At 71.5% G+C, this 23548-nt stretch carries 21 protein-coding genes; 12 read left to right on the forward strand and 9 right to left on the reverse strand.

Annotation, left to right across the window (positions count from 1 at the left end):
* Positions 1-156: 156 nt before the first annotated feature.
* Together WME82_RS44925 and WME82_RS44930 are read right to left on the reverse strand one after the other, a co-directional pair.
* Positions 157-1362 carry a protein kinase domain-containing protein gene (locus WME82_RS44925; RefSeq protein WP_438040335.1) on the reverse strand — a complete coding sequence of 402 codons (1206 nt, stop codon included), beginning with the start codon at positions 1360-1362 and terminating at the stop codon, positions 157-159.
* Positions 1363-1453: 91 nt separating this feature from the next.
* Positions 1454-1675: a hypothetical protein gene (locus WME82_RS44930; RefSeq protein WP_437296083.1), complete on the reverse strand. Its 222-nt coding sequence runs from the start codon at positions 1673-1675 to the stop codon at positions 1454-1456.
* A gap of 157 nt (positions 1676-1832) precedes the next feature.
* Here WME82_RS44930 and WME82_RS44935 point away from each other — a divergent pair, with 157 nt between their 5' ends.
* From WME82_RS44935 to ggt, 4 genes are all read left to right on the forward strand, one after another.
* Positions 1833-2933, forward strand: coding sequence for a hypothetical protein (locus WME82_RS44935; RefSeq protein WP_437854544.1), 1101 nt, complete (start codon positions 1833-1835; stop codon positions 2931-2933).
* A 7-nt stretch (positions 2934-2940) separates the two neighbouring features.
* Positions 2941-4035, forward strand: coding sequence for a WD40/YVTN/BNR-like repeat-containing protein (locus tag WME82_RS44940; RefSeq protein ID WP_438040336.1), 1095 nt, complete (start codon positions 2941-2943; stop codon positions 4033-4035).
* A gap of 244 nt (positions 4036-4279) precedes the next feature.
* Positions 4280-5086: a hypothetical protein gene (locus WME82_RS44945; protein WP_438040337.1), complete on the forward strand. Its 807-nt coding sequence runs from the start codon at positions 4280-4282 to the stop codon at positions 5084-5086.
* A gap of 154 nt (positions 5087-5240) precedes the next feature.
* Positions 5241-7139: a gamma-glutamyltransferase gene (gene ggt, locus WME82_RS44950; RefSeq protein WP_438040338.1), complete on the forward strand. Its 1899-nt coding sequence runs from the start codon at positions 5241-5243 to the stop codon at positions 7137-7139.
* A gap of 94 nt (positions 7140-7233) precedes the next feature.
* Here ggt and WME82_RS44955 read toward each other — a convergent pair whose 3' ends face one another.
* Entirely contained in the window at positions 7234-7977 is a 744-nt protein-coding gene (locus tag WME82_RS44955) for a universal stress protein (protein WP_437854548.1), read from the reverse strand.
* A gap of 177 nt (positions 7978-8154) precedes the next feature.
* Between WME82_RS44955 and purB the strand changes: the two genes are divergently transcribed.
* Both purB and WME82_RS44965 read left to right on the forward strand, forming a co-directional pair.
* The gene (gene purB / locus WME82_RS44960) at positions 8155-9453 is read left to right on the forward strand and encodes an adenylosuccinate lyase (RefSeq protein WP_438040339.1); all 1299 of its coding nucleotides are present in this window, start codon (positions 8155-8157) and stop codon (positions 9451-9453) included.
* Positions 9454-9500: 47 nt separating this feature from the next.
* Positions 9501-11315 carry a DUF885 domain-containing protein gene (locus tag WME82_RS44965; RefSeq protein ID WP_438040340.1) on the forward strand — a complete coding sequence of 605 codons (1815 nt, stop codon included), beginning with the start codon at positions 9501-9503 and terminating at the stop codon, positions 11313-11315.
* A gap of 10 nt (positions 11316-11325) precedes the next feature.
* Here WME82_RS44965 and WME82_RS44970 read toward each other — a convergent pair whose 3' ends face one another.
* The 4 genes from WME82_RS44970 to WME82_RS44985 form a co-directional block, all read right to left on the reverse strand.
* A complete protein-coding gene (locus tag WME82_RS44970; protein ID WP_438044992.1) occupies positions 11326-12204 on the reverse strand; it encodes a 5'-3' exonuclease in 879 nt (292 codons plus the stop codon).
* Between the two features lie 21 nt (positions 12205-12225).
* A complete protein-coding gene (locus WME82_RS44975; protein ID WP_437528366.1) occupies positions 12226-13806 on the reverse strand; it encodes a lactate racemase domain-containing protein in 1581 nt (526 codons plus the stop codon).
* 75 nt (positions 13807-13881) lie between these two features.
* Positions 13882-14544: an HAD family hydrolase gene (locus WME82_RS44980; RefSeq protein ID WP_437742556.1), complete on the reverse strand. Its 663-nt coding sequence runs from the start codon at positions 14542-14544 to the stop codon at positions 13882-13884.
* Between the two features lie 129 nt (positions 14545-14673).
* Positions 14674-15441, reverse strand: a complete 768-nt coding sequence (locus WME82_RS44985) for a phosphoadenylyl-sulfate reductase (protein WP_437854552.1) — start codon at positions 15439-15441, stop codon at positions 14674-14676.
* A gap of 78 nt (positions 15442-15519) precedes the next feature.
* On the opposite strand from WME82_RS44985, the gene WME82_RS44990 reads away from it, so the two are divergent.
* Both WME82_RS44990 and WME82_RS44995 read left to right on the forward strand, forming a co-directional pair.
* Positions 15520-16506 carry an ArsA family ATPase gene (locus WME82_RS44990; protein ID WP_438040341.1) on the forward strand — a complete coding sequence of 329 codons (987 nt, stop codon included), beginning with the start codon at positions 15520-15522 and terminating at the stop codon, positions 16504-16506.
* A 9-nt stretch (positions 16507-16515) separates the two neighbouring features.
* On the forward strand, positions 16516-17724 hold the full coding sequence (locus tag WME82_RS44995; RefSeq protein WP_438040342.1) for a hypothetical protein: 1209 nt from the start codon (positions 16516-16518) through the stop codon (positions 17722-17724).
* A 194-nt stretch (positions 17725-17918) separates the two neighbouring features.
* Here the strand turns inward: WME82_RS44995 and WME82_RS45000 are convergent, their stop codons facing one another.
* Positions 17919-18944, reverse strand: coding sequence for an NADP-dependent oxidoreductase (locus WME82_RS45000; protein ID WP_438040343.1), 1026 nt, complete (start codon positions 18942-18944; stop codon positions 17919-17921).
* Between the two features lie 203 nt (positions 18945-19147).
* Between WME82_RS45000 and WME82_RS45005 the strand changes: the two genes are divergently transcribed.
* The 4 genes from WME82_RS45005 to WME82_RS45020 all read left to right on the forward strand — a co-directional run bounded on the left by WME82_RS45005 (position 19148) and on the right by WME82_RS45020 (position 22539).
* Positions 19148-20002, forward strand: coding sequence for a M55 family metallopeptidase (locus tag WME82_RS45005; protein ID WP_437854557.1), 855 nt, complete (start codon positions 19148-19150; stop codon positions 20000-20002).
* A gap of 94 nt (positions 20003-20096) precedes the next feature.
* Positions 20097-21017 carry a hypothetical protein gene (locus tag WME82_RS45010; RefSeq protein ID WP_438040344.1) on the forward strand — a complete coding sequence of 307 codons (921 nt, stop codon included), beginning with the start codon at positions 20097-20099 and terminating at the stop codon, positions 21015-21017.
* A 111-nt stretch (positions 21018-21128) separates the two neighbouring features.
* On the forward strand, positions 21129-21608 hold the full coding sequence (locus tag WME82_RS45015) for a GNAT family N-acetyltransferase (protein WP_438040345.1): 480 nt from the start codon (positions 21129-21131) through the stop codon (positions 21606-21608).
* Positions 21609-21882: 274 nt separating this feature from the next.
* On the forward strand, positions 21883-22539 hold the full coding sequence (locus tag WME82_RS45020; protein WP_438040346.1) for a hypothetical protein: 657 nt from the start codon (positions 21883-21885) through the stop codon (positions 22537-22539).
* Between the two features lie 138 nt (positions 22540-22677).
* Here WME82_RS45020 and WME82_RS45025 read toward each other — a convergent pair whose 3' ends face one another.
* Positions 22678-23478 (reverse strand): MlaE family ABC transporter permease, encoded by an 801-nt coding sequence (locus WME82_RS45025; protein WP_437296096.1) that lies wholly within the window; start codon positions 23476-23478, stop codon positions 22678-22680.
* Positions 23479-23548: the final 70 nt, after the last annotated feature.

The following is a 23548-nucleotide window of genomic DNA, read 5'->3' on the forward strand; positions in this document are numbered from 1 at the left end:
GGCACCTTCCACCGACGATCCCCTCCACCTGACGAGCGCGCCGTTGGCGGCGCGCCCGCGGCCCCTCAGCGGCTCAGCAACAGCACGACGCCGGAGTCCGTCGACACCCTCCGCTCCACGTCGACGCGCGCGCCCTTGGCGGCGCGCTCGCGGCCCTCAGCGGCTGAACACCAGCAGGACCACGATCACCGCCACGATGACGCCCGTGACGAGCGAGGCGCCGCCGACGAGCAGGAGCAGCTTGCCCGTCGAGAGCTGCGAGAGCGACGCGCCAGCGCGGGAGGGCGCTGACGGGTTGTCGTCGAGCGTTCGCTCCGGTCGGCTCATCGAGTGCGAATGGCGAGGGGCCGCGGCCGGCTCCACCACGGTCGGCTGCGGGCGCGCGCTCGGCGAACCGCCGGCAGGCAGCGGAGGCGCCGGCTGAGAGATCGGCTGGCCGGCGCGGATCCGCCCCTCGATGACGGCCTGCGCGTACGGAGGCAGCGCGCCTGCGCGTACAGCGCGGACGTCCGCGCGCATGGTCTCGGCGTTCGGGTAGCGATGGAACTTGATGAACGCCAGCGAGCGATCGACCACGGCCGCGACGGAGGGCGAGATCCCGGGCGCGATCGAGGCGAGCGGCGGCGCGGCCTCGGTCGCGGCGGCGATGACCTCCATGGCCTCCGTCACCTCGCCGTGCACCTGTCGGCCCGCGAGCAGCCGGAACATCGTCGCTCCGAGCCCGAAGAGATCGGTGCGCCCGTCGATGTCGTGGATGAGCCCCGTCGCTTGCTCCGGCGCCATGTACGTCGCCGTGCCCATGATCATGCCCGTCTTGGTCGCGGTCTTCTCGGGCAGGCCGGTGAGCCCGTCGACGACGCGCGCGATGCCGAAGTCGAGCATGCGCACGCGCCCATCGTTGCCGAGGTGGATGTTCTCGGGCTTGAGATCGCGGTGCACGACGCCGCGCGCGTGCGCGATCGCCAGCGTCTCGAGCACCTGGTCCGCGAGCGCGAGCACCTCGCCGGCCGGCATCGTCCCGGTGCGCGCCATCCGATCGAAGAGCGTCTCTCCCTGGAGCGCCTCCATCGTCAGGTAGGCGAGGCCCTCCTGCGTCTCGCCGGAGCCGAGCACGCGCACCACGCCGGGCACCGCGTCCGCCCCGCCGAGCGTGTTGCCGATGAACCCCTCGCGCAGGAAGCGCTTCCGCACCTCCGTGATCGCGTTGAGCTCCGGGTGCAGCACCTTGAGCGCGACCTGAGAGCCGTCCGCCGCACGCCCGAGAAGCACGCTCCCCATGCCGCCGGTGCCGAGCACGCGCTCGATCCACCACGTCCCGGCGAACGTCTTGCCGACCCAGTGCTCCGCGTCGTCGTCGTACACGAGAGGCGCCCTCTTTCGACCAGCGGCCATCCGAGGAGAGAGATCTCAGCGGCGAAGCCACTGGTAGGCCGCTCCGCTGCGCTCGCGCAAGCTAATTGATGGAGGTCGTGCCGAAACGGGGGTCGTCGTCAAGCCGCTCGGCCGCCGCCTTGAGCCCGGAGGCGACGCCCCGGAACGCGTCCGCTGGCATGCGAAACGTCACGCCAGGGCCGATGAGTGTCACGTGCACGGTGCCACACCCGCACCGGGTGATGCGTGTCGCCTCGTTCGAGGCGAGCTCGGTGTGTGGACCGCATTTCTTGGGCGCCGCCATGGTTGAACCTCTCCCACATCCTAGCAGCACCGGCCAGCGCTCGGCCACGGCGCCCCGGAGCCCGACGGAACCATGCCCGCCGCGCGACACGAACGCCCTGAAATTGTGCAGCCGTGTATATCTCTCCTCATCGCGACGCGATTGCCCGGAGGGACTCATGGCTGTTCGATGCCTGACGCTTGGTTTGCTTCCTGTCGTGCTGGGGATCGTGGCCTGCGTTGACGGGGGCGGGGGCGTGACGCCCGCGCCGGTCGACGAGTCGCTGCTCGATGTGCCGCCGGTCGGCCAGGGCTTCCAGATGCAGACCGAGGAGACCGAGGTGCCGGCGGGGGTCGAGCAGCAGGACTGCTACTTCTTCAAGGTCAGCGAGCTCGCCGCGTCGAACGGGCTGGACCCGACCGCGCCCGTGAACCTCCACCGCGTGCAGATCGCGCAGCGCGACGGCTCGCACCACATGAACATCTTCCGCGTGAAGACCGTGAAGGGGCTGGGGCCGGAGGGCGGGCTCATCCAGAAGAACCAGAACGGGGTCGGGGAGTGCTTCAAGAGCCCCAACTGGGCCGACTGGCCGCTCATCGCGAACTCGCAGCAGAACGGCCAGGTCGACTGGGAGTTCCCCGAGGGCGTCGCGAACGTCCTCGCGCCCGACGAGTGGCTGATGCTGCAGACGCATTACGTGAATGCGACGTCGCAGAAGACCCCCGAGGCGGTCGGCCGCGTCCGGGTGAACTTCTGGGCGCTGCCCGCCGCCGAGGTCAAGGCCGAGATGGGCACCGTCTTCGCGACCAAGCAGTCGATCCGTGTCTGTCAGTCGAACCCGACGCCCACGTTCGAGGGCTCGTGCCAGATCAACAGCCCCTCTCCCGTGAAGATCATCGGCGCCAACGGCCATTTCCACAGCCGGGGCACGCGGTTCGATATGTATGCATGGGACGGCAAGACCATCGGCACGCCTCCGGCCTCGGATCGCTTCTACACATCGGACGCGTGGGACGACCCGCCGATGCTCATCTCGCCGGAGCTCGACAGGGAGCTCCCGACGAACGGCGGCGTCTGGTACGGATGCACCTACGAGTGGCAGCAGCCGGACCCGTCCGTGGGGTGCAAGGGCCTCGACGACTACGACGTGTCCAAGAACGGGACCGCCGCAGAGTCGCTCGATTGCTGCTACACGTTCGGGCCGATCGTCGAGAAGAACGAGCACTGCAACATCTTCGTCTATTACTATCCGAAGCAGACCGACGTGTTCTGCAACTGAGCCCTCCATGGCGGCGCGCCGGCAGGACCTCTCCAGGCGGGTCTTCACTCCCATGCGCACCTGCTTTCACTCCATGGCTCTGGCGGCGCTCGGCGCGGTCGCCCTCGCCGGCTGCCCCGGCGATCCTGCGAGGCCGCCCGAGCAGGAGCCGCCGGCGTGGCGCGTGCTGCTCGACGAGGGCGATCTCGACCGCGCGGTCCTCTCGATCTGGGGGACGGCGCCCGACGACGTGTTCGCCGTCGGGGGGCCGCTCGGCAACACGGGCCTCCAGGCGCTCGCGCTGCACTACGACGGGGCGAGGTGGCGCGAGCTCCCGGCGGGCGGGGATACGACCTTCTGGTGGGTGGCCGGCTCCGGTCCGCAGGACGTCTGGATGGTCGGCGAGCGCGGTCGCGCCGCGCGGTGGGACGGCGCGACGTTCACCGAGCACGCGACGGGGACGGAGGCGACGCTGTGGGGCGTGATCGCGTTTTCACCCGACGATGCCTGGGCGGTCGGCGGCATGCCCGGCAGCGGCGCGGACGCGGAGAAGGACATCGTCCTCCGCTGGGACGGCAGCGCATGGTCGCGAGAGCCGCTGCCGGCGGCGACCGGCCGGGCGCTCTACAAGGTATGGGGCGAATCTTCCGAGGATCTCTATGCCGTCGGCGAGTTCGGCGTGATCTGGCACCGCTCGGGCTCGACCTGGGAAGTGCAATCCGATCCGCCGATCGCGCAGGGCACCCTGTTCACGGCCGCCGGCTGCAGCCGTGAAGAGGTATACGCGGTCGGCGGGAGAGACGTGCTCCGCTCGGACGGCGCGTCGTGGCGCAGGCTCGAGATAGAGCTCACCAACGACGTGAACGGCGTCGCCTGCGGCCGCCCGGGGGAGGTCGCGATCGTCGGTTATGGAGGGCTCAAGCAGCGCCTCGTCGGCGGGGCCTGGATCGATGAGTTCACCGAGGAGCCCTACGCCGATCTCCACGCCGTCTGGGCCGACGGGGAAGGGGCCTTCTGGGCGGTCGGCGGGGACTTCCTTAGCCGGCCGACACCCGGCAGAGCCCGCAAGGGCGTGGTGGCGCGCTATGGAACAGGGCAAATCGCCGACACTGTGAGCCGCTGATCACCACGTCGCAGGTGTCCTCACCTGCCCGGACATGCCCTTCGTGTGGCATGGCGCATCATGGGACCGTGAACTCGGAGATACGCTGTGGCCGATCGGTCACGAGCAGCGAGACTTTTTTCTTGGGAAATGCTTCAAAGGGTGGCGCTGGTCGTCCGATTGCAACACCTGCGGAGACCACACGCGGATCCCGCGCTCTGAACCCAGGAGAATTGGCATGCGACGGACCATTGCTCAGCTTTTTGTGAGTGCGTTTACTTTTGCGATCCCTCTGGCCATCGCCTCGTCGGCGTCGGCGGCGCCCGGCCCGGAGGCTTGTGGAAATATCCAGCTCGCAGCGAGCGCAAACTGCGAGTTCCGCACATCGGGCGGCTGCACGACGAGCTGCAAGCCGATCAACCTCACGGCGGCGTGCGCCGGGAAGTGCGAGGGCCAGTGCAACGCCAGCGCGACCGCCGACTGCAACGTCGACTGCTCCGCGGATTGCTCTGCCAAGTGCAATGTCAATCCCGGGAGCTTCGACTGCAGGGCGAGCTGCTCGGCGAGCTGCTCGGCGGATTGCAGCGGCAAGTGTTCGGCGAGCGCCAGCCCCGGCCAGTCGCAGGCGGAGTGCGAGGGCGCCTGCAAGGCGAGCTGCGACGGCGAGTGCAGCGCGAGCTGCGAGGTGACGCCGCCGAGCGCGGATTGCCAGGCAAAATGCGACGCGAGCTGCGAGGGCGAGTGCAAGGCCGAGGCGAACTTCGACTGCGACGTCGACTGCAACGCGGACTGCACGGTCGATCTCCAGGGCGGATGTGAGACGAAGTGCTCGCAGCCGGAAGGCGCCCTGTTCTGCAACGGTCAGTATGTCGACGTCGTCGGGAGCCTGGAGGACTGCCTCGATTACCTGAGCACGCTCGAGATCGAGGTGAACGCCCACGCCGAGGCCGAGGCCAGCGTCTCCTGCGCCGCCGCGCCGGGGTCCTCCTCCGCGCCGTTCGCGGGCACGGGGCTCGCCGCGCTCGTCGCCGGCGTGGGCGTGGCCGCCGCGCGCCGCCGCAAGCGGTCCTGAGCGAGGTCCGGCGTTCCTGACGGCGCGCGCCGGAGGCGGATCCGGCGCGCGCCGGCTGCGCCCCCTCGCGTCCTGAACGAATCCCCCAGGCCGGCCGCTCCGCGCGGCCCGGCCCGGCTCTCCGCGGCACCGTAGTAGATTCGCGCGCACCCTGATGACCTTGCTCCGTCGTTCGAAGCCGCGCTGGGCGCTCGCCCTCGCGCTGCTCGCAGGCTGCGAGGCCCGCACGCCGCCCGCGCCGCACCCGGCGGCGCCCGCGGCCTCGGGCGCGCCGGCCGTCGCCAGCGCGAGCGCCGCGGCGTCGGCCGCGAGCGTCGCGAGCGCCGCGGCGGCGCCCACGGCCGACGCCGCGGCGCCGGAGCCGATGCCGCCGGTGCCGCCGATCGCGCTCGCCTCGGGCGGCCCGCGGGCGGTGCGCGGCGACGCCGGGCTCGTGACCTCGGTCGAGGAGCACGCGACGCGCGCGGGCGCGGACGTGCTGCGGCGCGGCGGCAACGCGGTCGACGCCGCGGTCGCCGTGGCGTTCGCGCTGGCGGTGACCCACCCGAGCGCGGGCAACATCGGCGGCGGCGGCTTCATGCTGGTCCGCCTCGCGAACGGCGAGACGCAGGCGATCGACTTCCGCGAGGCCGCGCCCGCGTCGGTGACCACCGAGTCGAACATGGCGATGGTGCGCGCCGGCGCGTACGGCTATGCGTCCGCCGGCGTCCCGGGCTCGGTCGCCGGCCTCGCCCTGGCCCACGAGCGGTTCGGCACCCGCCCGTTCGCCGAGCTCCTGGCCCCGGCGATCTCCCTCGCGCGCAAGGGGCACCGCCTCGGCGCGCGGCAGGCGCTGACGCTGCGCTGGGCGTGGCCGCGGCTGAAGGCCGATCGGGCCGCGAGCGCCATCTGGGGGCGGGGCAAGGCGCCGGTCGCCCAGGGCGAGCTGGTGCGGCAGCTCGATCTCGCCCGCACCCTCGAGACGCTCGCCGCGGAGGGGCCGCGCGCGTTCTACGAGGGCGCCATCGCCCGGCAGATCGCCGGCGCGATGCGCGAGCGCGGCGGCCACATCAGCGAGAGCGACCTGCGCGCCTACCAGGCGAAGTGGCGCGCGCCCCTCCGGTTCTCGTACCGCGGCTTCACCGTCGACACGATGCCGCCCCCCTCGATGGGCGGCGTCGCGCTCGCGGAGATGATGCTCACGCTCGAGCGGCTCAAGGCGCACGAGGCGCCCGCCGACTCGGGGCTGTCGCTGCACCTGTTCGTCGAGGCGGCGAAGCGGGCGTACGCCGATAGGCGCAAGGTGAGCGCCGACCCCGATTTCGTGGCGCCCGAGACGGCGCAGCTGCTCGCGCGGCTCCTCGACGGGGCCTACCTGATGCGCCGCAGGCCGCCCGTCGACCCGGAGCGGGCCACGCCGGCGGGCGACATCGCGGCGCCCCTGGGCGCCGTCGCGCAGGAGTCCCCGCAGACGACGCACTTCTCGGTGATCGACGCGCAGGGCAACGCGGTCTCGTGCACGACCACCCTGTCGGCGAGCTTCGGCGCGAGGATCGTGATCCCCGGCACGGGCATCCTGCTCGCCAACGCGATGGGCGCCTTCTCCGAGACGGGGATCAACGCGGTGGCGCCGGGCAAACGCATGGCGAGCTCGATGACGCCCACCCTCGTGAGCCGCGACGACAAGGTCGCGCTCGTCCTCGGATCTCCCGGGGGCGACACGATCCCGAACACCGTCGCGCAGGTCCTCCGCAACCTGGTCGATCACGGGATGACCATCGACGAGGCGGTCCGCCACGCGCGCATCCACCACCAGTGGGTGCCGGATCGCGTGCGCGTCGAGCGGCTGACGCCTCCGCCGCAGGCCGCCCTCGACGACCTCGCGCGGCGAGGGCACGTCCTCGTGATGGACCCGATGCCCATCGGCGACGCGAACAACCTCCTCGTCGACGCGGCCGGCGTCGCGTGGGGCTACGCGGACACGCGCGAAGGGGGCAAGGCCGAGGGCGTCAGCGCGCCGGACAAGCTCGACCCGGCGGCGCAGGCCGACGCTCAGCCGTCGAGCGCGCGGTAGTCCGCCACGCGGGCATCGAGCGCGCGGTAGCCCGCGCCCGAGCGACACCGAGCGCGCGGATCGAGCGCTCGGTGGTCCGCCGCGCGCCTCCGCGTCAGCGCAGCCTGGGGTCGTAGTTGGCCGCGTCGGCGTCGTCGTCCTCCTTGGGGCGCACGACGACGACCGGGCACGGCGCGTTCCGCGCGATCCGATCGGCCGTCGAGCCGCCGAAGAGCCGCTGCAGGGGCGACTGCGGGTGCGTGGCCACGACGATGAGATCGGCGCTGAGCTCTCGGGCGAGCGAGACGATGGCCCGGTCCGGCCGGCCCGTGCGGAAGTGCATCGCCATCAGCCGGGCCTGGCCGTCCGCGAACCGGTGCTGGAGCACGCGGAGCGACGGCGGCGACGACGCGCCCGGCGTCGTCACGTCGCGCACTGCAGGGGCGACCTGCCGCGGGCCGATGACCACCGCGTGGATCTCCGTCTCGCCGCGGAGCGCCGCCAGATCGAAGGCGAAGCGCCACGCCCGCCCGCCCGGCTCGGACAGGTCCATCGCGACCACCACGATGTACGGCTTCACCCGGCGACCCCCGCGCACGCTCGCGCGGGTCTCGCTCGCGGGCGCCGGCTCGTTCACGACAGCCGGCGCGCTGGCAGCGGCGGCCGCGCCGCCAGCGCGCCCCGCCGGCTCGCGGCGCCCAGGCTCGGCCCGCGGGGGAAGCGGCGCCTGGCTGACGGCGTTCGGCTCGCTCGCCCCTGCGGGCAGCGTCTCTGGCGGCGCGTCGCCCGCCGCGTGGGGCGTGCGGGCGAACGACCTGCCCTGATCGGCGCGCGCAGGCGCCGGTGCTTCGGTTGGCATCGCGCCAACGTTTGCCGCGCGCCGCGCGTCCGCAAGCGCCCCGCCCGACGGTACGGGTCGCGCGCGGCGCGGCGCGGCGCGCGCAGGCGAGCAGCGCGAGCCGGCCCCCGCGCGCCCGGACCTCCCTGGACCACTCCATCCTTGACGCACCCTCCAGACCTTCGCAGCGTCCCGCCCATGATCCCCCGCTACACTCCTGCTGAATTCGAAGAGCTCTGGTCGCCCGCCACCCGATTCTCGACCTGGCTCGAGGTGGAGCTCGCCGCTTGCGAGGCGATGGAGGCCGAAGGGCTCGTGCCCGCCGGCATCGCGAAGGGGATCCGCGCGAAGCAGCTCTCGCTCGATCCCGCGCGGATCGAGGCGATCGAGCGCACGGTCAAGCACGACGTCATCGCCTTCCTGACGCACGTCGAGGAGCTCGCGGGCGAGGGCGCGCGGTGGCTGCACCGGGGGATGACCTCGAGCGACGTGCTCGACACGAGCCTCGCGGTGCTGCTCGTCCGCGCGACGGACCTGCTCTCGGAGCGGCTCGACAAGCTCTGCAGCGCGCTCGCGCGGCGCGCGGACGAGCACCGGCGCACCCCGATGATCGGCAGGAGCCACGGCATCGCCGCCGAGCCGATCACGTTCGGCCTGGCGCTCGCCGGCCACCTCGCGGAGATGAAGCGCGGCAGGGCGCGCCTGCTCGCGGCGCGCCAGGCGATCGCGGTCGGGAAGATCGCCGGCGCGGTCGGCACGTACGCGCACCTGTCGCCGCGCATCGAGGAGCGCGCGCTCGCCGCCCTGGGCCTGCGCCCCGAGACGGTCTCGACGCAGGTCGTCGCGCGCGACCGCCACGCCGAGCTCTTCACCGCGCTCTCGCTGATCGCCGCGGGCATCGAGCGGCTCGCGACGAACGTGCGGCACTGGCAGCGCACCGAGGTCCGCGAGGCGGAGGAGCGCTTCACCGTGGGCCAGAAGGGCTCGAGCGCGATGCCCCACAAGCGCAACCCCATCCTCAGCGAGAACCTGTGCGGCCTCGCGCGCATCGTGCGCGCGGCCGTGATCCCGGCGCTCGAGAACGTGCCGCTGTGGCACGAGCGCGACATCTCGCACTCGTCGGTCGAGCGGATGATCGCGCCCGACGCGACCTCGACGCTCGGGTTCATGCTCGACCGCGCCGCCGGGCTCGTGGAGGGGCTGGTCGTCTACCCCGAGAAGCTGCGCCAGAACCTCGACAGCACGGGCGAGCTCTTCTTCAGCGAGGCGGTGCTCCTGGCGCTCGTCCAGAAGGGCAGGCCGCGGCAGGCGGCCTACGAGCTGGTGCAGCGCTGCGCGATGCGCGCGATCGCGGGCGAGGGGCGCTTCCGCGACAACCTCGACGCCGACGCCGACGTCGCGGCGCTGCTCGCCCCGGACGAAATCGCGCGCTGCTTCGACCTCGACCACGCGCTCTCGCACGTGGACACGATCATCGATCGCGCGCTCCGCGACTGACCTGCGGCGTTGACCTGCGCGGGCCGGTTTGACAGGCTCGCCCCGTCATGGCCGCACCCACACCTGTCCGCTCGCGCTGGCGCCGGCTCGCGGCGCTCGCGCCGCTCGCGGCGCTCGCCGCCTGCAGCGGGAGCGCCTCGGCGCCGCCTCCTTCTCTCGGCGCGGCGCCCCCTCAGGCCGCGGCGCCTCCTCAGGCCGCGGCGCCCCCTCAGGCTGTGGCGAGCGCCGAGCCCGCGCGGCCAGCGGAGGCGCCGCGCGAGCCGTTCACCGCGCTGCGCGATCGGATCCTGCGCGAGTGGGTCGCGGACGAGCCGGCCTTCGCGCGCTCGCGCGGGCTGCACGAGCAGGACGGCAAGGTCTCCGACTACGCCGCCGCGGCGATAGAGCGGCGGCTCGCGCGCCTCGAGCGCGACCGCGCGGCGCTCGCCGCCGTCGACGCCGCGGCGCTCTCCCCGGACGAGGCGCTCGACCGCGCGCTGCTCCTCCAGCAGATCGACCTCAAGATCTTCACCGGGAGGGACGTCGAGGAGTGGCGCCGGCGGCCGCAGTTCTACGGCGATCTGTTCGGCGTGAACCACTACCTCGATCGCGCGTACGCGCCGCTGCCCGAGCGCGCGCGGCGCCTCCTCGAGCACGAGAAGGCGGCGCTGGCCCAGGCGCCGCGCGTCCTCGAGAACCTCGTGAGCCCGATGCCGAAGCCGGTGATCGAGGTCGCCGTGAAGATCTTCCGGGGCTACGCCGAGTACCTGCGCGGCGACGTCGTCAAGCTGCTCAAGGGCGCGGGCGACCCCGCGTTCCAGGCCGATTTCGAGAAGACGAACGCCGCGCTCGCCGACGCGGCGGAGAAGCTCGCCGAGCACCTCGCGAAGGTCGAGCTGCCGAAGGGCGACGCGAGCCACGTGCTCGGGGAGGCGCGGTACCGGAAGCTCCTCCTCGCGCAGGAGGGGCTCTCGATGCCGCTCGCCGAGTTCAAGAAGATGGGCGAGGACGACCTCGCGGCGAACAAGGCGGCGTACCAGGAGCTCGCCAGGAAGGTGAAGACCTCGCGGCCGAAGGCGGAGCAGCTCCTCGCCGAGGCGACGCGGATGATGGAGTCGGCGCGCAAGTTCCTCGTCGACAAGGAGATCGTGAGCCTCCCGTCCGACGAGCGGGCGATCGTGAAGGAGACGCCGCCCTACATGCGCTGGAACGCCGCCTTCCTCGACGCGCCGGGGCCGTTCGAGCGGAAGGGGCTCGAGGCGTTCTACTACATCACGAAGCCGGACCCCTCGTGGCCCCGGAGGGAGCAGGAGGAGTACGTGATGCTGCGGGGCACGCTGCTCTCGACGACCGTGCACGAGGTCTACCCGGGGCACTTCGTCCAGGGCCTGTGGGGGAACCGGGCGCCGACGGAGACGCAGAAGATGTTCGGGAGCTACTCGTTCGTGGAGGGCTGGGCCCACTACGTCGAGCAGATGATGATCGAGCAGGGGTTTGGCAAGGAGGACCCGCAGAGTCGCCTCGGCCAGCTCGCGGACGCGCTGCTGCGCAACTGCCGGGTGGTCGTGTCGCTCGGGGTGCACGCCGAGGGCATGAGCCTCGACGAGGCCGAGCGCCGCTTCGTCGACGACTGCTTCCAGGACCGCGCGACGGCGCGGGAGCAGGCGGTGCGCGCGACGTTCGACCCCGGCTACTTCGCCTACACGCTCGGCAAGCTCCAGATCCTGAAGCTCCGCGAGGAGGCGAAGGCGGCCCTGGGCCCGGCGTTCTCGCGGAGACGCTTCCACGACGCGCTCCTCTCGCACGGCTCGCCGCCGCTGCCGCTCGTCCGCGAGCGCGTGCTCGCCGAGCTCGGGGCGCCGATGAGGAAGCAGGCTTTATAAAGACCCTGCTCTAAGGTGCCCAGCGCGTCGGCCGCGCCTTCAGCGTGCGCACGTCCATCGCGTCGCACCACGCCTCGAAGCGGTCGCGCGGCACGCCGCGGAAGCGCAGGTCGTCGAGGCCCTCCGCGAGCGGCACGTCGGTCCGGAGCGTCGCCAGCGTCCGGTAGAGCAGCGCGTCCTCCCGCTGCTCGACAAGCGCGCGCGCGATCCGGTCCGCGCCGCGCACCGCCACCGACCACGCGGCCGGGTCGTCCGGGATCTGCTCGATGTGGCCGTAGGCGCCGAGCAGCGCGGTCGCCGTCCGCTCGCCGATGCCTGCCAGGCCAGGGATGCCGTCGGCGTCGTCCCCCGTGAGCGCGAGGAAGTCCGGGATGCTCGCCGGCGCCACGCCCCGCGCGGCGCGCATCGCCGCCTCGTCGACGACCTTCTCCTTCCGGCGGTCGACCTGCACGACCCGATCGCCGGCAAGGCACTGCCCGAAGTCCTTGTCCGGGCTGAGGATGCGCACCTGCTCCACCGCGCCCCGGAACCGCGCCGCCGCCGTCGCGAGCGCGTCGTCGGCCTCGAACGCGTCCATCGACCAGACGACGACCCCGAGCGCGCGCACCGCCTCCTCGACCGGATCGAACTGCTGGCGCAGCGCGGGATCCATCCCGTCGTCGCTCTTGTACCCGGTGAACAGGTCGTTCCTGAACGAGCGGATCGGGTTGTCGAACGCGACGGCGAGGTGCGTGACCTCCTCGTCTGCGTGGTGCAGGAGCGCGAGGAGCGAGGCGACGACGCCCACCGTCGCCTTCGCGTCCCAGCCGCCGGGCGCGCGGTGCTCGGGCCGCTTGGAGTAGTGGGCGCGGAAGAGCTCGTAGGTGCCGTCGATGAGGTGCAGCCGCAGGGTGGCTCCTCCGCGGGCGCGCTAGGCCGTCACGTCGGCCATGAAGATCGGCGGGGTGTGCAGGGCCAGGATCTCCGGCGCGGGCGGGGCCGACTGCTTCGCCATCCGGAGCGCCTCGTCCATCGTGCGCGCCGTCTCCCAGCCGAGCAGCTGCGGGATGTACTCGTTGTCGGCGCCGACCACGATCATCCGGCCGATGTGCTGCCGCCCCGCCTCGCCCCAGTACCACATGAAGAACGGGTGGGTCGGGTGGTACGCGTGCCCGAAGCGGTACATCTCGATGTACGCGGGGTTCTCGGAGAACTTCTTCTCGTACCGCTTGTGCAGCTCCATCGCGTCCCGCGTCTCCGGCAGGAGCCGGTGCACGAACTCGATGTACGGGGCGTGGTGCTCGTTGTCGAACAGGTCGGTGCAGGGGTGGAGGATGATCATCGTCCCCCCCTTCTTGAGCATCGGCGCGCCGCGGTAGAGGTTGAACAGGTAGCCGTTCGCCATCACCTGCACGAGCAGCGGGTTCAGGAACGAGTTCACGTTGTACGGGCTGATGTACGGGATGCCCGTGATCAGGATGTCGGCCTGGCCCGTGACCGGGACGAGGTACTGGTCGAAGCTGCGCTTCAGCGTGTGCTCGTGGACGGCCTCGGTCTCGCCGGCGAACACCCCGGTCACCCCGAACGGCGAGGGGACGCGCTGGAAGATCGCCTGGCGCGCGGGCTGCGGCACCTTGGAGAGCGTGAAGCGGAGGGCGCGCAGCGCGCTCTTCTCGCCCGCGCTCAGGTCGTCCTCGTTCTTCGCGAGGAACTCGAGCGGGCGATCGAACATGCGGTTGTTGATCGTCGTCTCGATCGTGAAGACGTTGAGCTTCTTGTTGGCCAGCCGGCCCATGCGCTCGACGCTCGTGTGCAGCGCGGAGCTCTTCGGATCCATGTACGAGTAGCAGTCGCGCATCACCCGCGGGTTGTGGTGCGCGCGCAGGCTCCGGTACCCGCACAGGCCGACGGCGACCGACTTGTGCCCGCCGTCCATCGGCACGAGGTTGAGGTTCACGTAGATCACGAGGTCGCTGTCGACCGCGCGCTTGTTGAGCTCGACCTCCTCGCCGACGTCGGTCGTGCCGACGTACTTCATGTTGGCGGCGTTCTCGGCGTCGTGGTTGTAGAGCCTCTTCGGCCAGTAGGCGTTGAAGATCCGGTCGCCGACGATGTGGCGGACCTCCCAGTCCTTCATCCGCCGGTGGACGCTCGTGGCGATGATGATCTCCACGTCGTCGACGCCGTAGTCGGCGAGCAGATCGAGCACGATCGTGAGCACCCGCTCGCGGATGTCGGGGCGCTTCATCTGCGGCAGCGGCAGCGAGATGTCGTCCACCGCGATCGTGACCTTCATCCCCGGGCGGAGCTTCGCGTAGAGCGGCTCCGAGTTGTACGGGTGGTTGATCGCGTAGCGGATCGCGGCGTCGACGTCCTTCAGCGGCTCGATGGGCGGCTTCGCGTAGAGCACCCGGGTGCCGGTGGGCAGGTCGACCTCGACCAGCTGGTCGCCTGAGAAGAGCACCCGGGGGGCGCTGCGGCTGTCTAGCGTGACGACGCAAGGATGGCTCATGGGACCTTCAGAGCAGGGGGTGCGACGTGTTGGGCTGGGTGGTGGCCTCCCGCCGCCGGCGGGGGGAGGCAGGGGTCATGCGGCGAGGTGGAGGATCGGCCAGTGGTACGCCTGCGCCAGCATCTTGAGCTTGCGGTCCGGGTTCACCGCCGCCGGGTAGCCGACGACCGAGAGCATCGGGACGTCCGAGTAGCTGTCCGAGTAGGCGAAGCACTCGTCGAGGTCGTGCCCGTGCGCGTGGGCGTGCTCGCGGATGAGCCGCGCCTTCTCGGGCCCGGCCACCACCGGGCGCAGGAGCTTGCCCGTCGCGAACCGATCCTTCACCTCGAGGCGGTTCGCGATGATGCCCGTCGCGCCGAGGTGATCGGCGAGCAGCTGCATCAGGAAATCCAGCGCGCCGGAGATGAGGACGACGTCGTGCCCCTTGTCGAGGCTGCACTTCACGAGGTCCCGCGCCTTCGCGTAGATCGCCGGCTTGAGCACCTTCGCGAACGCCTCCTCCGCGAGCGCCACGAGGCGATCCTCGGAGACGCCCTCGAACGAGCTGAAGAGCAGCTCGTTGAAGAGGCGCCGATCCTGGAGCTCCGCCATCGCCATCCAGGGCGCCTTCACGATCGCGCGGCCGAGCTTCGCCAGGCTGTGCATCGGCGTCGGCTGGTTCAGCATGTAGAACACCGTCGGGTGCACGAGGTTGGTCGTGACCAGGGTGCCGTCTACGTCGAAGTAGCTCGCCGGCATGCGGGGCAAATCTCCCTGCATGCCGTTTGAGTCAAGATCGAGCTGCCGCGAACTGGTATTCGCAGGCGATCGTCACGCCGCGTCGAGGTGCCACGCCGCGTCGATGGGCTCGTGCAGATCGTCGGGCCGTCACGCGGCGAACAGGCGCTCGTACCGGTCGTCGAGGTCGACGCCGCCGTCGGTGTCTCCCCGGTCCACCGGGTTGATCCCGCAGTACTCGACGCTCGCCAGGTGGCGCCAGCGCCCGGCGCGCTCGGGCTCGTCGGGCAGCACCGGCGTCGTGCAGGGGAAGCAGCCGATGGTGCGGAAGCCCATCCCGTGCAGCGGGTTCTCGAGCGCGTCCTCGTGCGCGGCGAAGTACGCGTCGAGCTCCTCGCCGGTCAGCGACGCGAAGGGGTGGACGCGGAGCGTGTTGTTCGCGGGGTCGAGGCCGAACGGCGCGACCTTGGCGCGGGCGCCGCCCTCGCCCCGCCGCAGCGCCGCGACGAGCGCGTCGTAGCGGCCCCGGATGGCGCTCAGCGGGGCCGATTTGCGGAGGTCGCAGCAGCGCTCCTGGCCCTCCTTCGAGAGGTAGAGCAGCCCTTCCTCGCGCGTCTGCTGCGCGAAGCTGCGCTCGGGCGAGAGCGTGACGACGCGCAGGTTCGGGTGGGTCCGCGCGAGCTCGTCGCGCGTGGCGAGCGTCTCGGCGTGGAGCACGCCGGTGTCGACGAAGACCACGTCGAAGGAGAGCCCGGCGCGGTCGGCCATGTGGCAGAGCGCGGTCCCGGCGCGCTGCATGCTGCTCATGATGGCCGCGCGCGGGCCGAAGGACTCGCGGACGAAGCGGAGGAGCTCGACGGGGGACGCGCCCTGGAAGCGTCGGTTCAGCGGCTCGAGGTGTCGCTCGGTGATGCGCATGAGCGATGCATAGCAGAGCCCGTTTCCTTGATCCGGGTTGCCTTCGCCTGAGCTTGCGCGTAACTCCGCTGGCGAGGAATGACCAGCGTCTATCAAGCCTCAAAAGCGGGCGGGCTCGGCCAGGACCTGCCGGAGCTCGAGCGCCGGCGCTTCCTGTTCGTGACCGGCAAGGGAGGGGTCGGGAAGACGACGATCTCGGGCGCCCTCGCCCTCGCCTTCGCCGCCCGCGGCAAGCGCGTCCTCGTCGCGATGTGCCACACGAAGGAGCGGCTCTCCGCCATCCTCGGCTCGAAGCCGATCGGCCCGGAGGTCATCCAGGTCGCCGAGCGCGTGTCGGCGGTGAACATCGCGCCGGACAGGGCCCTCCGGGAGTACGGCGAGATGGTCCTGAAGATGCGCGCCGCGGCCGATCTCGTCTTCGACAACAAGTACACGCGCACCTTCTTCCGCGCGGTGCCCGGGCTGTTCGAGTGGGCGATGCTCGGCAAGGCGTGGTTCCACACGACGGAGCTGCTCCCGGACGGCTCGAACCGCTTCGACGTGGTCCTGCTCGACGCGCCCGCGACGGGGCACGGGGTGGACATGCTGCGGGTGCCGAAGGTGATCCTCGACGTGGCGCCGCCGGGCATCCTGCGCCGGGACGCCGAGGCGGCGTGGGCGATGTTCAGGGATCCCGCGCGGAGCGGGGTCGTCGTCGTGACGCTCCCGGAGGAGATGCCGGCGACCGAGACCGTCGAGCTCGTGGCGGAGGTCCGGGGCGACCTTGGCCTGCCCGTCCACCGGGTGATCATCAACGGCGTGCTGCCGGCGCTGTTCTCGCCCGAGGAGCAGCGGGCGCTCCTGGTCGACCCGGCGCGCCTCGACATCCAGGCGCCGACGCGCGCCGCGGACACCGTCGAGAGCGCCTTCGTGGCCGGCGCGCGGCGGGCGATGCGCGAGTCGGTGCAGCGCGAGAGCCTGGCCCGCCTGCGCCGCGATCTCGACCTGCCCACCGTGATGCTGCCGTTCCTCTTCGACGAGGCCTCGACGGTCGCCGGCACGCGGATGCTGGCCGAGCGGCTCTGACGGAGGCCGATGCCGGCGCCCCTGCTGCGAGCGAGCCCGCTGCTCCGCGACGGACGCGCGCTGCTCGACGCCGATCGCCTCGTCCACGCGGGGGTCGCCGACCGGCGCGCGAGCTTCGAGCTCGCCTTCGCCGCGATGCCGCCCCACACGGGTTTTCTCGTGGTCGCGGGGGTCGAGGCGGCGCTCGAGGCGCTCGCGGTGGACGGAGCCCGCTTCGACGCGGCGGCGGTCTCGGCGGCGCGCGCGGCGTGCGGCCTGAGCGACGCGCTCGAGGAGCGGCTCGCCGGCGCGCCGCTGTCGGTCGACATCGACGCGATGCCCGACGGGACGATCGCCTTCCCGGGGACGCCCGTCGCCTCGGTCGAGGGGCCGTTCGTCGAGGCGCTGCTCGTGGGCGCGCTGCTCGCTCCGGCGCTCCGCCGCGGCACGGCCGCGGCGACGCGGGCAGCGCGGCTCCACATCGCGGCGGGCGGCGGCGACATCGTCGACGGGTCGTCGGCGAGCGTGCCGTTCGCCGACGAGGCGCTCGCGCTCGCCCGCGCGGCGCACGTGGGCGGCGCCGTGGCGACGACGAGCGCGCTCGCGGCCACGGCGCTCGGCATCCCGTTCCGCTGCGAGGCGGGGATCGACCTCGGCGAGCTCGCGCCGCCGCCGTCCCCGCTCGAGGGCCGCTGGCCCTGGTACGCCGATCGGATGGTCGACCTCGGGGGCGATGACGAGGAGGCGCTGCTCCTCGAGGCGAGGCGCGTGGGCACGAGCGCGGGCGGCTGGGTCGCGTCGGGGCTCGGGGAGGCCGTCGAGGGGCTGCCGGCGGCGCGCTGCGAGCTCGTGGCGCTCGAGGAGGCGGGCGCGTGGGCGCTCCGGCAGGGCACGAGCGATCGCGGGGACGTGATCGCGGGGCGGAAGATGGTGGCGCGCTACTACGACGAGGCGGGGCGCGCGGCCTTCGACGTGATCCACCTCGCGCACGAGCGGATGCTTGCGCCGCGCGCGCTCGGGGTCGCGAGGCTCGCCCCGCTCGCGCGCGCGGCGATGCGCGGCGGGCGCGCGCTCGAGTCGCCGGAGCCGGCGAGCGCCGGGCGTGAGCGCTCCCTGGCGGCGCGCCAGCTGCTGCCGGACGCGGTCGCGCTCCTGCGCGCGCCGGCGAGGTACCCGGTGCAGCTCTCGCCGGCGTTGATCGCGCTGCGGGAGCCGGATCCGCCGGGGGGGCTGCGGTAGTTTCCTGGTGAGCTCGAGGTCTCGCTGGCGCTGGTGTTTCAGCGCCCGCTCGGGGTGAATGCGACCTACGAGCGTATCCCGCGCGATATGGCCGCCTGGCTCTCTGCTTCATCGACTACGCCGCCGAGCTCCCGTACTTCAGGGATGAGGCCCTGCTCCGCTTCGTCGACATGGGCGTGCGCCGGCCTGGCTGACTACTCGGAGACCTTGATCAGCAGCTTTCCGATCTTGTTCGGCTGGAAGAGCATCGCGAGCGCATCCGGGGTGTTCTCGAGGCCTTCCACCACGCGCTCGCGCCAGGTGATCCTGCCCTCCTTGATCCAGCCGTGGATCTTCTCGAAGGCCTCGGGGAAGCGCGCTTGATGATCGACGATGACGAAGCCCTGCACCCGGAGACGCTGCATCAGGATGAGCGGGAAGCGCACAGGGCCCGGGCGGGGCTGCTTGTCGTTGTAGGTCGAGATGAGGCCGCAGATCGTGACCCTGCCAAAGAGGTTCATCTTGTCGAGCACGGCGTCCAGGATGTCGCCGCCTGCGTTCTCGAAATCGATGTCGACACCATTCGGACAGGCGCGGTCGAGCGCCGCCGCGACATCCTCGGTGCGGTAATTGATGCAGGCGTCGAAGCCGAGCTCCTCGGTCACATAGCGGCACCCGGCGTCGCTGCCGGCGATGCCCACCACGCGACAGCCCGCGATCTTGCCCATCTGGCCGACCAGGGAGCCCACGGAGCCGGCGGCGGCGGACACGACGATGGTCTCGCCGGGCCTCGGCTGCGCGATATCGAAGAGGCCGACGTAAGCGGTGAAGCCGCCGGTCACGTGAAGTGGGCAGAGGAAGGCGCCGAGCGGGACGTCCAGCGCGGGCAAGCGCGTGAGGGCGAGATCGCCGGGAGCCGCGACGTTGTAGTCCTGCCAGCCGAGGAGGCCGGAGACGAGGTCTCCTGCGCCATAGTCGGGGTGACGGGAGCGCTCGACGACGCCGACGCCGAGCGCGCGCATCACCTCGCCCTGGTTCACAGGCGGCATGTATTGCTTCATGTCGCTCATCCAGAGCCGGTTCGTCGGATCGACGGACAGGTAGCGCGTGCGGACGAGGACTTCGCCGTCGCCAGGCTCCCGGACCGGCGCCTCGCGGAGCTCGAAATGGCTGCGGTCCGGCGGGCCCTCGGGGCGCGCCTTCAGGATGTAGTGGCGGTTGGAGAGGGACGAGGTGCTCATCATGCGAAGCTAGACGCCCGGAGGCTCCACCGGAAGATGCAAGCCGATGGCTAGGCGGTGACGTATGGGCTCACAGCGTCCGCACGGTCGGGCTGTCGCGCTCACCTCGCCGCTGGCCCCTGCGTCCTCACCCCGTTGCGCTGGAACGACGCCGGGGCCATTCCCCTGGCGTGACCGCCGCGGCGGCGCGAGGAGGGACACCGATGTTCGTGCTGATCTCGATCGATCTGGAGGGGTGCGCGGGGGTGGTGCATGTCGACCAGACGCGCCGGGACGGCGGCGATTACGAGCGCGCGCGGCGGTGGATGAGCCGCGAGGCGAACGCCGCCGCGCTCGGCGCGTTCGAGGCGGGGGCCACGCGGGTGGTCGTCAACGACAGCCACGCGGACATGCGCAACCTCCTGTTCGAGGAGCTGGAGCCGCGCGTCGAGGTGATCTCGGGCGCGCTGAAGCCGCTGTCGATGGTCCAGGGCGTGGACGCGGGGCCGCCCGACGCCGCGTTCTTCGTCGGGTACCACGGGGGCGCGGGGCTGCGCGCGAGCGTGCTCGATCACACCTATTACGGCGCGGTGGTGGGCGAGGTCCGGCTGCACCCCGCGAACAGCGCGGCGGATGATCCCGGGCTGTGGGTCGACGAGGCGGCCATCAACGCGCTCGTCGTGGGGGAGGCGGGGGTGCCCGTGGCGCTGGTCACGGGGGACGAGGCCGTGACGGCGCACGCGCGCGAGAGGTTCCCGGGCGTGACGACGGTGGCGGTGAAGGAGTCGATCACGCGGTACAGCGCTCGGTCGATCCACCCGGACGAGGCGTGCCGGCGGATCCGGGCCGCGGCGAGCGAGGCGCTGAGGGGGCTCGCGCGCGTGCGGCCGTACACGCTGCCGCTGCCGATCGGCGTGACGGTGGCGCTGCTGACGACCGCCTACGCGGATGCGGCGGAGATCGTGCCCGGGGTGATCCGCCTGGACGCGCGCCGCGTGCGTTACGTGGCGCCGAGCGCGCGCGAGGTGCTGCGGGCCGTGCTCGCGATCACGAAGATCGCCGGGACGGTGGTGGTCTGAGGGGGCAGCCAGGCAGGGAGAGCGGGCGATCTGCTCCTGAAGGCGGCCGGTTGGAGCCCGCGCTGGGCCCGCGTAGCGTGTCGAGACGTCTCCGATGGATCCTCGCGCGCACGATCGCCCCATCCGGCTCGACGTCGATCGCCTCGCCGTCCCCGGAGTGATCGGCGTCCGCTCTCGGGCGAGCCTCTCGTTCGGAGGCGCGCTCCACGTGGCGCTCGGGCCCGACGCAGGGTTTCCGGAGTTCCAGCAGCTCGACGACTGGAAGTCCGACCTCCCGCTCGTCGACGCGCGTGCCCTCGCGCCCGAGCTGCGGGCGGAGGCCGGGATCTGGCTGCCGGAGGAGCGCCTCGCGGAGATCGAGGCGCTCGATCGCGAGATGGCGGAGCTCGACGTCCCGCCGCTGAGCGACCCCCGAGAGCTCGACGCCCTCACCCTGTTGAGGCGCGCGCGGCTGCACGCGCTCGACGCCGCCCAGCGCCGCGCGCTCGAGGCGCGCGGGGCGCCGTTCTGGGTCGCGGGGTATACGCGGCACTCGGACACGCTCTGGGCGCACCGGATCGGTGGGTCCGCGCCGTTCCAGGCATGGGTATCCCGCCATGATACGGAGCGCCGCGCCGCGGAGGCCGCGGGGGAGCCGCCCGGCTGGATGGGTCGCGCCTGCTTCTTCGACCTCTGCCGGACGCGCTGGGCCGATCGGGCCCTCCGCGCGCTGACCGGAGGGGCGGTGAGCGAGCCAGGGCTGCTCTTCGGGCGGCGATGCGCGGCAGGGTGGGACTGCGGGGAGATGGTGGAAGACGAGATCGCGCGCGCCGGGCTCGACGCGGCCGCTGCGATGGCGGCCGGAGCAGAAGATGTGACGCTCCCCCTGCACGGGCCGGCGCGGCGCGTGCGAATGCACGCGTTCGCGATGCAGGTGTGGTCGATTCACCCGCTCGACGCGCCGAGTGAAGGGCCGTGGCCGACGCGCCTGATCGAGGTGCCGGCCGAGGACGTGTGGGTGCCCGTGGCGGGCTGACTCCGCCGGGCGCGACCAATTGGATCTAGCCTGACGCCTGACGCGTGTCCGGTGTCGACAATGCGGAGCGGTATGTTCGCGCCGACGAGGGAAGGCGCTACGATCGGCCCGATGACGGCGCGGATCGAGCAGCTGCGGCCCGGGGATGGCGCCCGGTGGCGAAGCATCCGCTTGCAGGCGCTCGAGGAGGCCCCGCACGCGTTTGGCACGACGTACGGCGAGGCTGCGCAGTGGAACGCCGCTCGCTGGGAGGCGCAGGTGGTCGAGCTTGCGACGTTCGTCGCAGTTCTCGATGGCCGCGATGTCGGCGTGGTTCGGGGCGCGGCCCACCGGAGCAGCGACCTGTGCGAGCTGATCAGCATGTGGGTTGCCCCAACCGCGCGACGCCAGGGAATCGGCGCACAGCTGATCGACAGTGTCGCGGCGTGGGCCAAGGCCGTCGGCGCCACCGCGCTGGTGCTCGACGTCGTCGCGGCCAACGCACCCGCCGTCGCCCTGTACGAGCGCACCGGCTTTCTACGGTTGGACGGCGCGTCGATGGGTGAGCTCGCCCCAAGCGAGATCCGCCTTGTCCGGTCACTGGTGACGTAGTCAGCGAGCTGAAGACGCTTGCGGCACGCTGCCAACACACCTCTGCAGGTTGCCCTGGGACATCGAGGACCTTGCGTGGTGAGTACGTGACATGTGAGCAAATGGACTGCCGCCCAACAAGGCGTTGCGGCTGTCGATCCCGTCGGTCGGCCTTCGGCCTCCCTCTGGCGCCCGCAGCTGAACGCCAGTACGTTGGGTGGGCAGGACAATGGACAGGTGCGCGTCGATGTTTCCCGCTGGTTGGTTCACGTCCGGTCCCGACGTGCTTTGGGGCATGTCTTCGACCTACGGGTTCGTTCCCTACGAGATCCTCCCAGTATTGCCTGCTGTACCGTTCGATGGTTCGTTCGGTTGGCTACCCCCTCTCCCCGCTCGAAGGAGCCCGCTCACCTACGAGGAAGAGCACGGCGATGGCTCACTGGCGTCCTTACCCCGATTGCGTACCGAAGCGCGAGGTCGGGGACTCGAAATACCCGAAGTGTTCATGCGATTCGTTGCGACGCCTGCCATCTACGAGCGGGTTCCCAGCATCACTGGCTGCTTCCTCGAGTTCTCGATGGGCGTGGTAAGGGACCCTTCATCGTCACGCGGTGGGATGCTGCGGTTCTTGAATGATTCCCAGGGTTGTGCCTTCTGGTACCTCTATATGACCCCCAGCGGCGATCATTGCATCCTTGCGTCCGACCAATGGCTCGATGGCGGCGACGACGAACAATCGGCGCTGGATCCGCAGCAGTACTTCTGGTGTGCCCAAAGTCTTGAGCACTTTCTCTATCGGTTCTGGCTCGAGGATGAGATCTGGACGCGCGTGAAACGCAAGCAGCCATTATCCCCTGAGCAACAGCAATACCTTGCTGACGCCATCGCGGCGCGTCATCGCCTTCCAGCGCCGTCGCAGCGTATCGACGGTAGCCACCCAACAAGCTGTTGAAGCAGGCGGCCGCGCCTCGTCTTGATCTCTCATCGTCCTTCCTCTCGACCGTGGTGAAGTACCACGCGCAACCCTCGCTGAGCGCGCGATGAGAGGCGGCCCCTGTGCATCAGGAAGCCGACGGTCCTCCGTCGCGGCTCACATGTCGAGCAAGAGCTGCGTCAGGATGTAGTTCGTGACGAGCACGGTGACGCAGCTCTCGACGACCGCGCGCGTGGTCGCGACGCCGACGCCGCGCGCGCCGCCCGAGGCGTAGAAGCCGTGGCGGCACGAGACCGACGAGACGATGAAGCCGAAGACGCACGCCTTGATGAGCCCCATGGAGATGTCCTTGGGGAGGGCGAAGTCGCGGATGCTCTGGAAGAACGCGCCCTCGTCGCCGCCGAGCCAGAGCACGGCGACGAGGTACGAGCCGCACATGCCGACGCTCGTGTACAGGATGCAGAGCAGCGGCAGCATCACCGTCGCGGCGAAGAGCCGGGGCGAGAGCAGGTACTGCACGGGGCTCACGCCCATCGTCGCGATCGCGTCGATCTGCTCGGTGACGCGCATGTTGCCGAGCTCCGCGGCCATCGCGCTGCCGGCGCGGGCGGTGACCATGATCGCGGAGAAGACCGGCGCGAGCTCGCGGGCCAGCGAGACCGCGACGAGGCCGCCGACGCGGCCCTCGGCGCTGAACGCGCGCAGCGCGTAGGACGTCTGCAGCGTGACGACCATGCCGCTGAAGACGCCGGTCAGGCCGACGATGAAGACCGACTGCGCGCCCATGAAGTCCATCGCCGCGAGGAACTGGGCGGGGCGGAACGGCGGGCGCACGAGCCAGACGATCGTCTGGAAGGTGAGCGTGACGATGTTGCCGATGTTGTCGAGGAACGCGAGGACCGGCTCCAGCGCCCTGTCGAGCAGCTGGCCGCGGCTGGTCTCAGCGCCTTCCTTCACGGTGCGCTCTTGTACCACGCAACGCCGCCGCGCACGGGGCCGGGCTCGCGACGACCCCGCGCGCCCGCTC

It is taken from the genome of Sorangium sp. So ce128, from assembly GCF_051525245.1.
GTDB classification, from domain to species: domain Bacteria; phylum Myxococcota_A; class Polyangia; order Polyangiales; family Polyangiaceae; genus Sorangium; species Sorangium cellulosum_B.

Bases quoted from the DNA above. Each gene is read 5' to 3' on its own strand.
- WME82_RS44930 (WP_437296083.1), bottom strand. From the start codon at position 1,675: ATGGCGGCGCCCAAGAAATGCGGTCCACACACCGAGCTCGCCTCGAAC.
- WME82_RS44935 (WP_437854544.1), top strand. From the start codon at position 1,833: ATGGCTGTTCGATGCCTGACGCTTGGTTTGCTTCCTGTCGTGCTGGGG.
- WME82_RS44940 (WP_438040336.1), top strand. From the start codon at position 2,941: ATGGCGGCGCGCCGGCAGGACCTCTCCAGGCGGGTCTTCACTCCCATG.
- ggt (WP_438040338.1), top strand. From the start codon at position 5,241: ATGACCTTGCTCCGTCGTTCGAAGCCGCGCTGGGCGCTCGCCCTCGCG.
- WME82_RS44955 (WP_437854548.1), bottom strand. From the start codon at position 7,977: ATGCCAACCGAAGCACCGGCGCCTGCGCGCGCCGATCAGGGCAGGTCG.
- purB (WP_438040339.1), top strand. From the start codon at position 8,155: ATGATCCCCCGCTACACTCCTGCTGAATTCGAAGAGCTCTGGTCGCCC.
- WME82_RS44965 (WP_438040340.1), top strand. From the start codon at position 9,501: ATGGCCGCACCCACACCTGTCCGCTCGCGCTGGCGCCGGCTCGCGGCG.
- WME82_RS44975 (WP_437528366.1), bottom strand. From the start codon at position 13,806: ATGAGCCATCCTTGCGTCGTCACGCTAGACAGCCGCAGCGCCCCCCGG.
- WME82_RS44980 (WP_437742556.1), bottom strand. From the start codon at position 14,544: ATGCCGGCGAGCTACTTCGACGTAGACGGCACCCTGGTCACGACCAAC.
- WME82_RS44985 (WP_437854552.1), bottom strand. From the start codon at position 15,441: ATGCGCATCACCGAGCGACACCTCGAGCCGCTGAACCGACGCTTCCAG.
- WME82_RS44990 (WP_438040341.1), top strand. From the start codon at position 15,520: ATGACCAGCGTCTATCAAGCCTCAAAAGCGGGCGGGCTCGGCCAGGAC.
- WME82_RS44995 (WP_438040342.1), top strand. From the start codon at position 16,516: ATGCCGGCGCCCCTGCTGCGAGCGAGCCCGCTGCTCCGCGACGGACGC.
- WME82_RS45000 (WP_438040343.1), bottom strand. From the start codon at position 18,944: ATGAGCACCTCGTCCCTCTCCAACCGCCACTACATCCTGAAGGCGCGC.
- WME82_RS45005 (WP_437854557.1), top strand. From the start codon at position 19,148: ATGTTCGTGCTGATCTCGATCGATCTGGAGGGGTGCGCGGGGGTGGTG.
- WME82_RS45010 (WP_438040344.1), top strand. From the start codon at position 20,097: ATGGATCCTCGCGCGCACGATCGCCCCATCCGGCTCGACGTCGATCGC.
- WME82_RS45015 (WP_438040345.1), top strand. From the start codon at position 21,129: ATGACGGCGCGGATCGAGCAGCTGCGGCCCGGGGATGGCGCCCGGTGG.
- WME82_RS45020 (WP_438040346.1), top strand. From the start codon at position 21,883: ATGTCTTCGACCTACGGGTTCGTTCCCTACGAGATCCTCCCAGTATTG.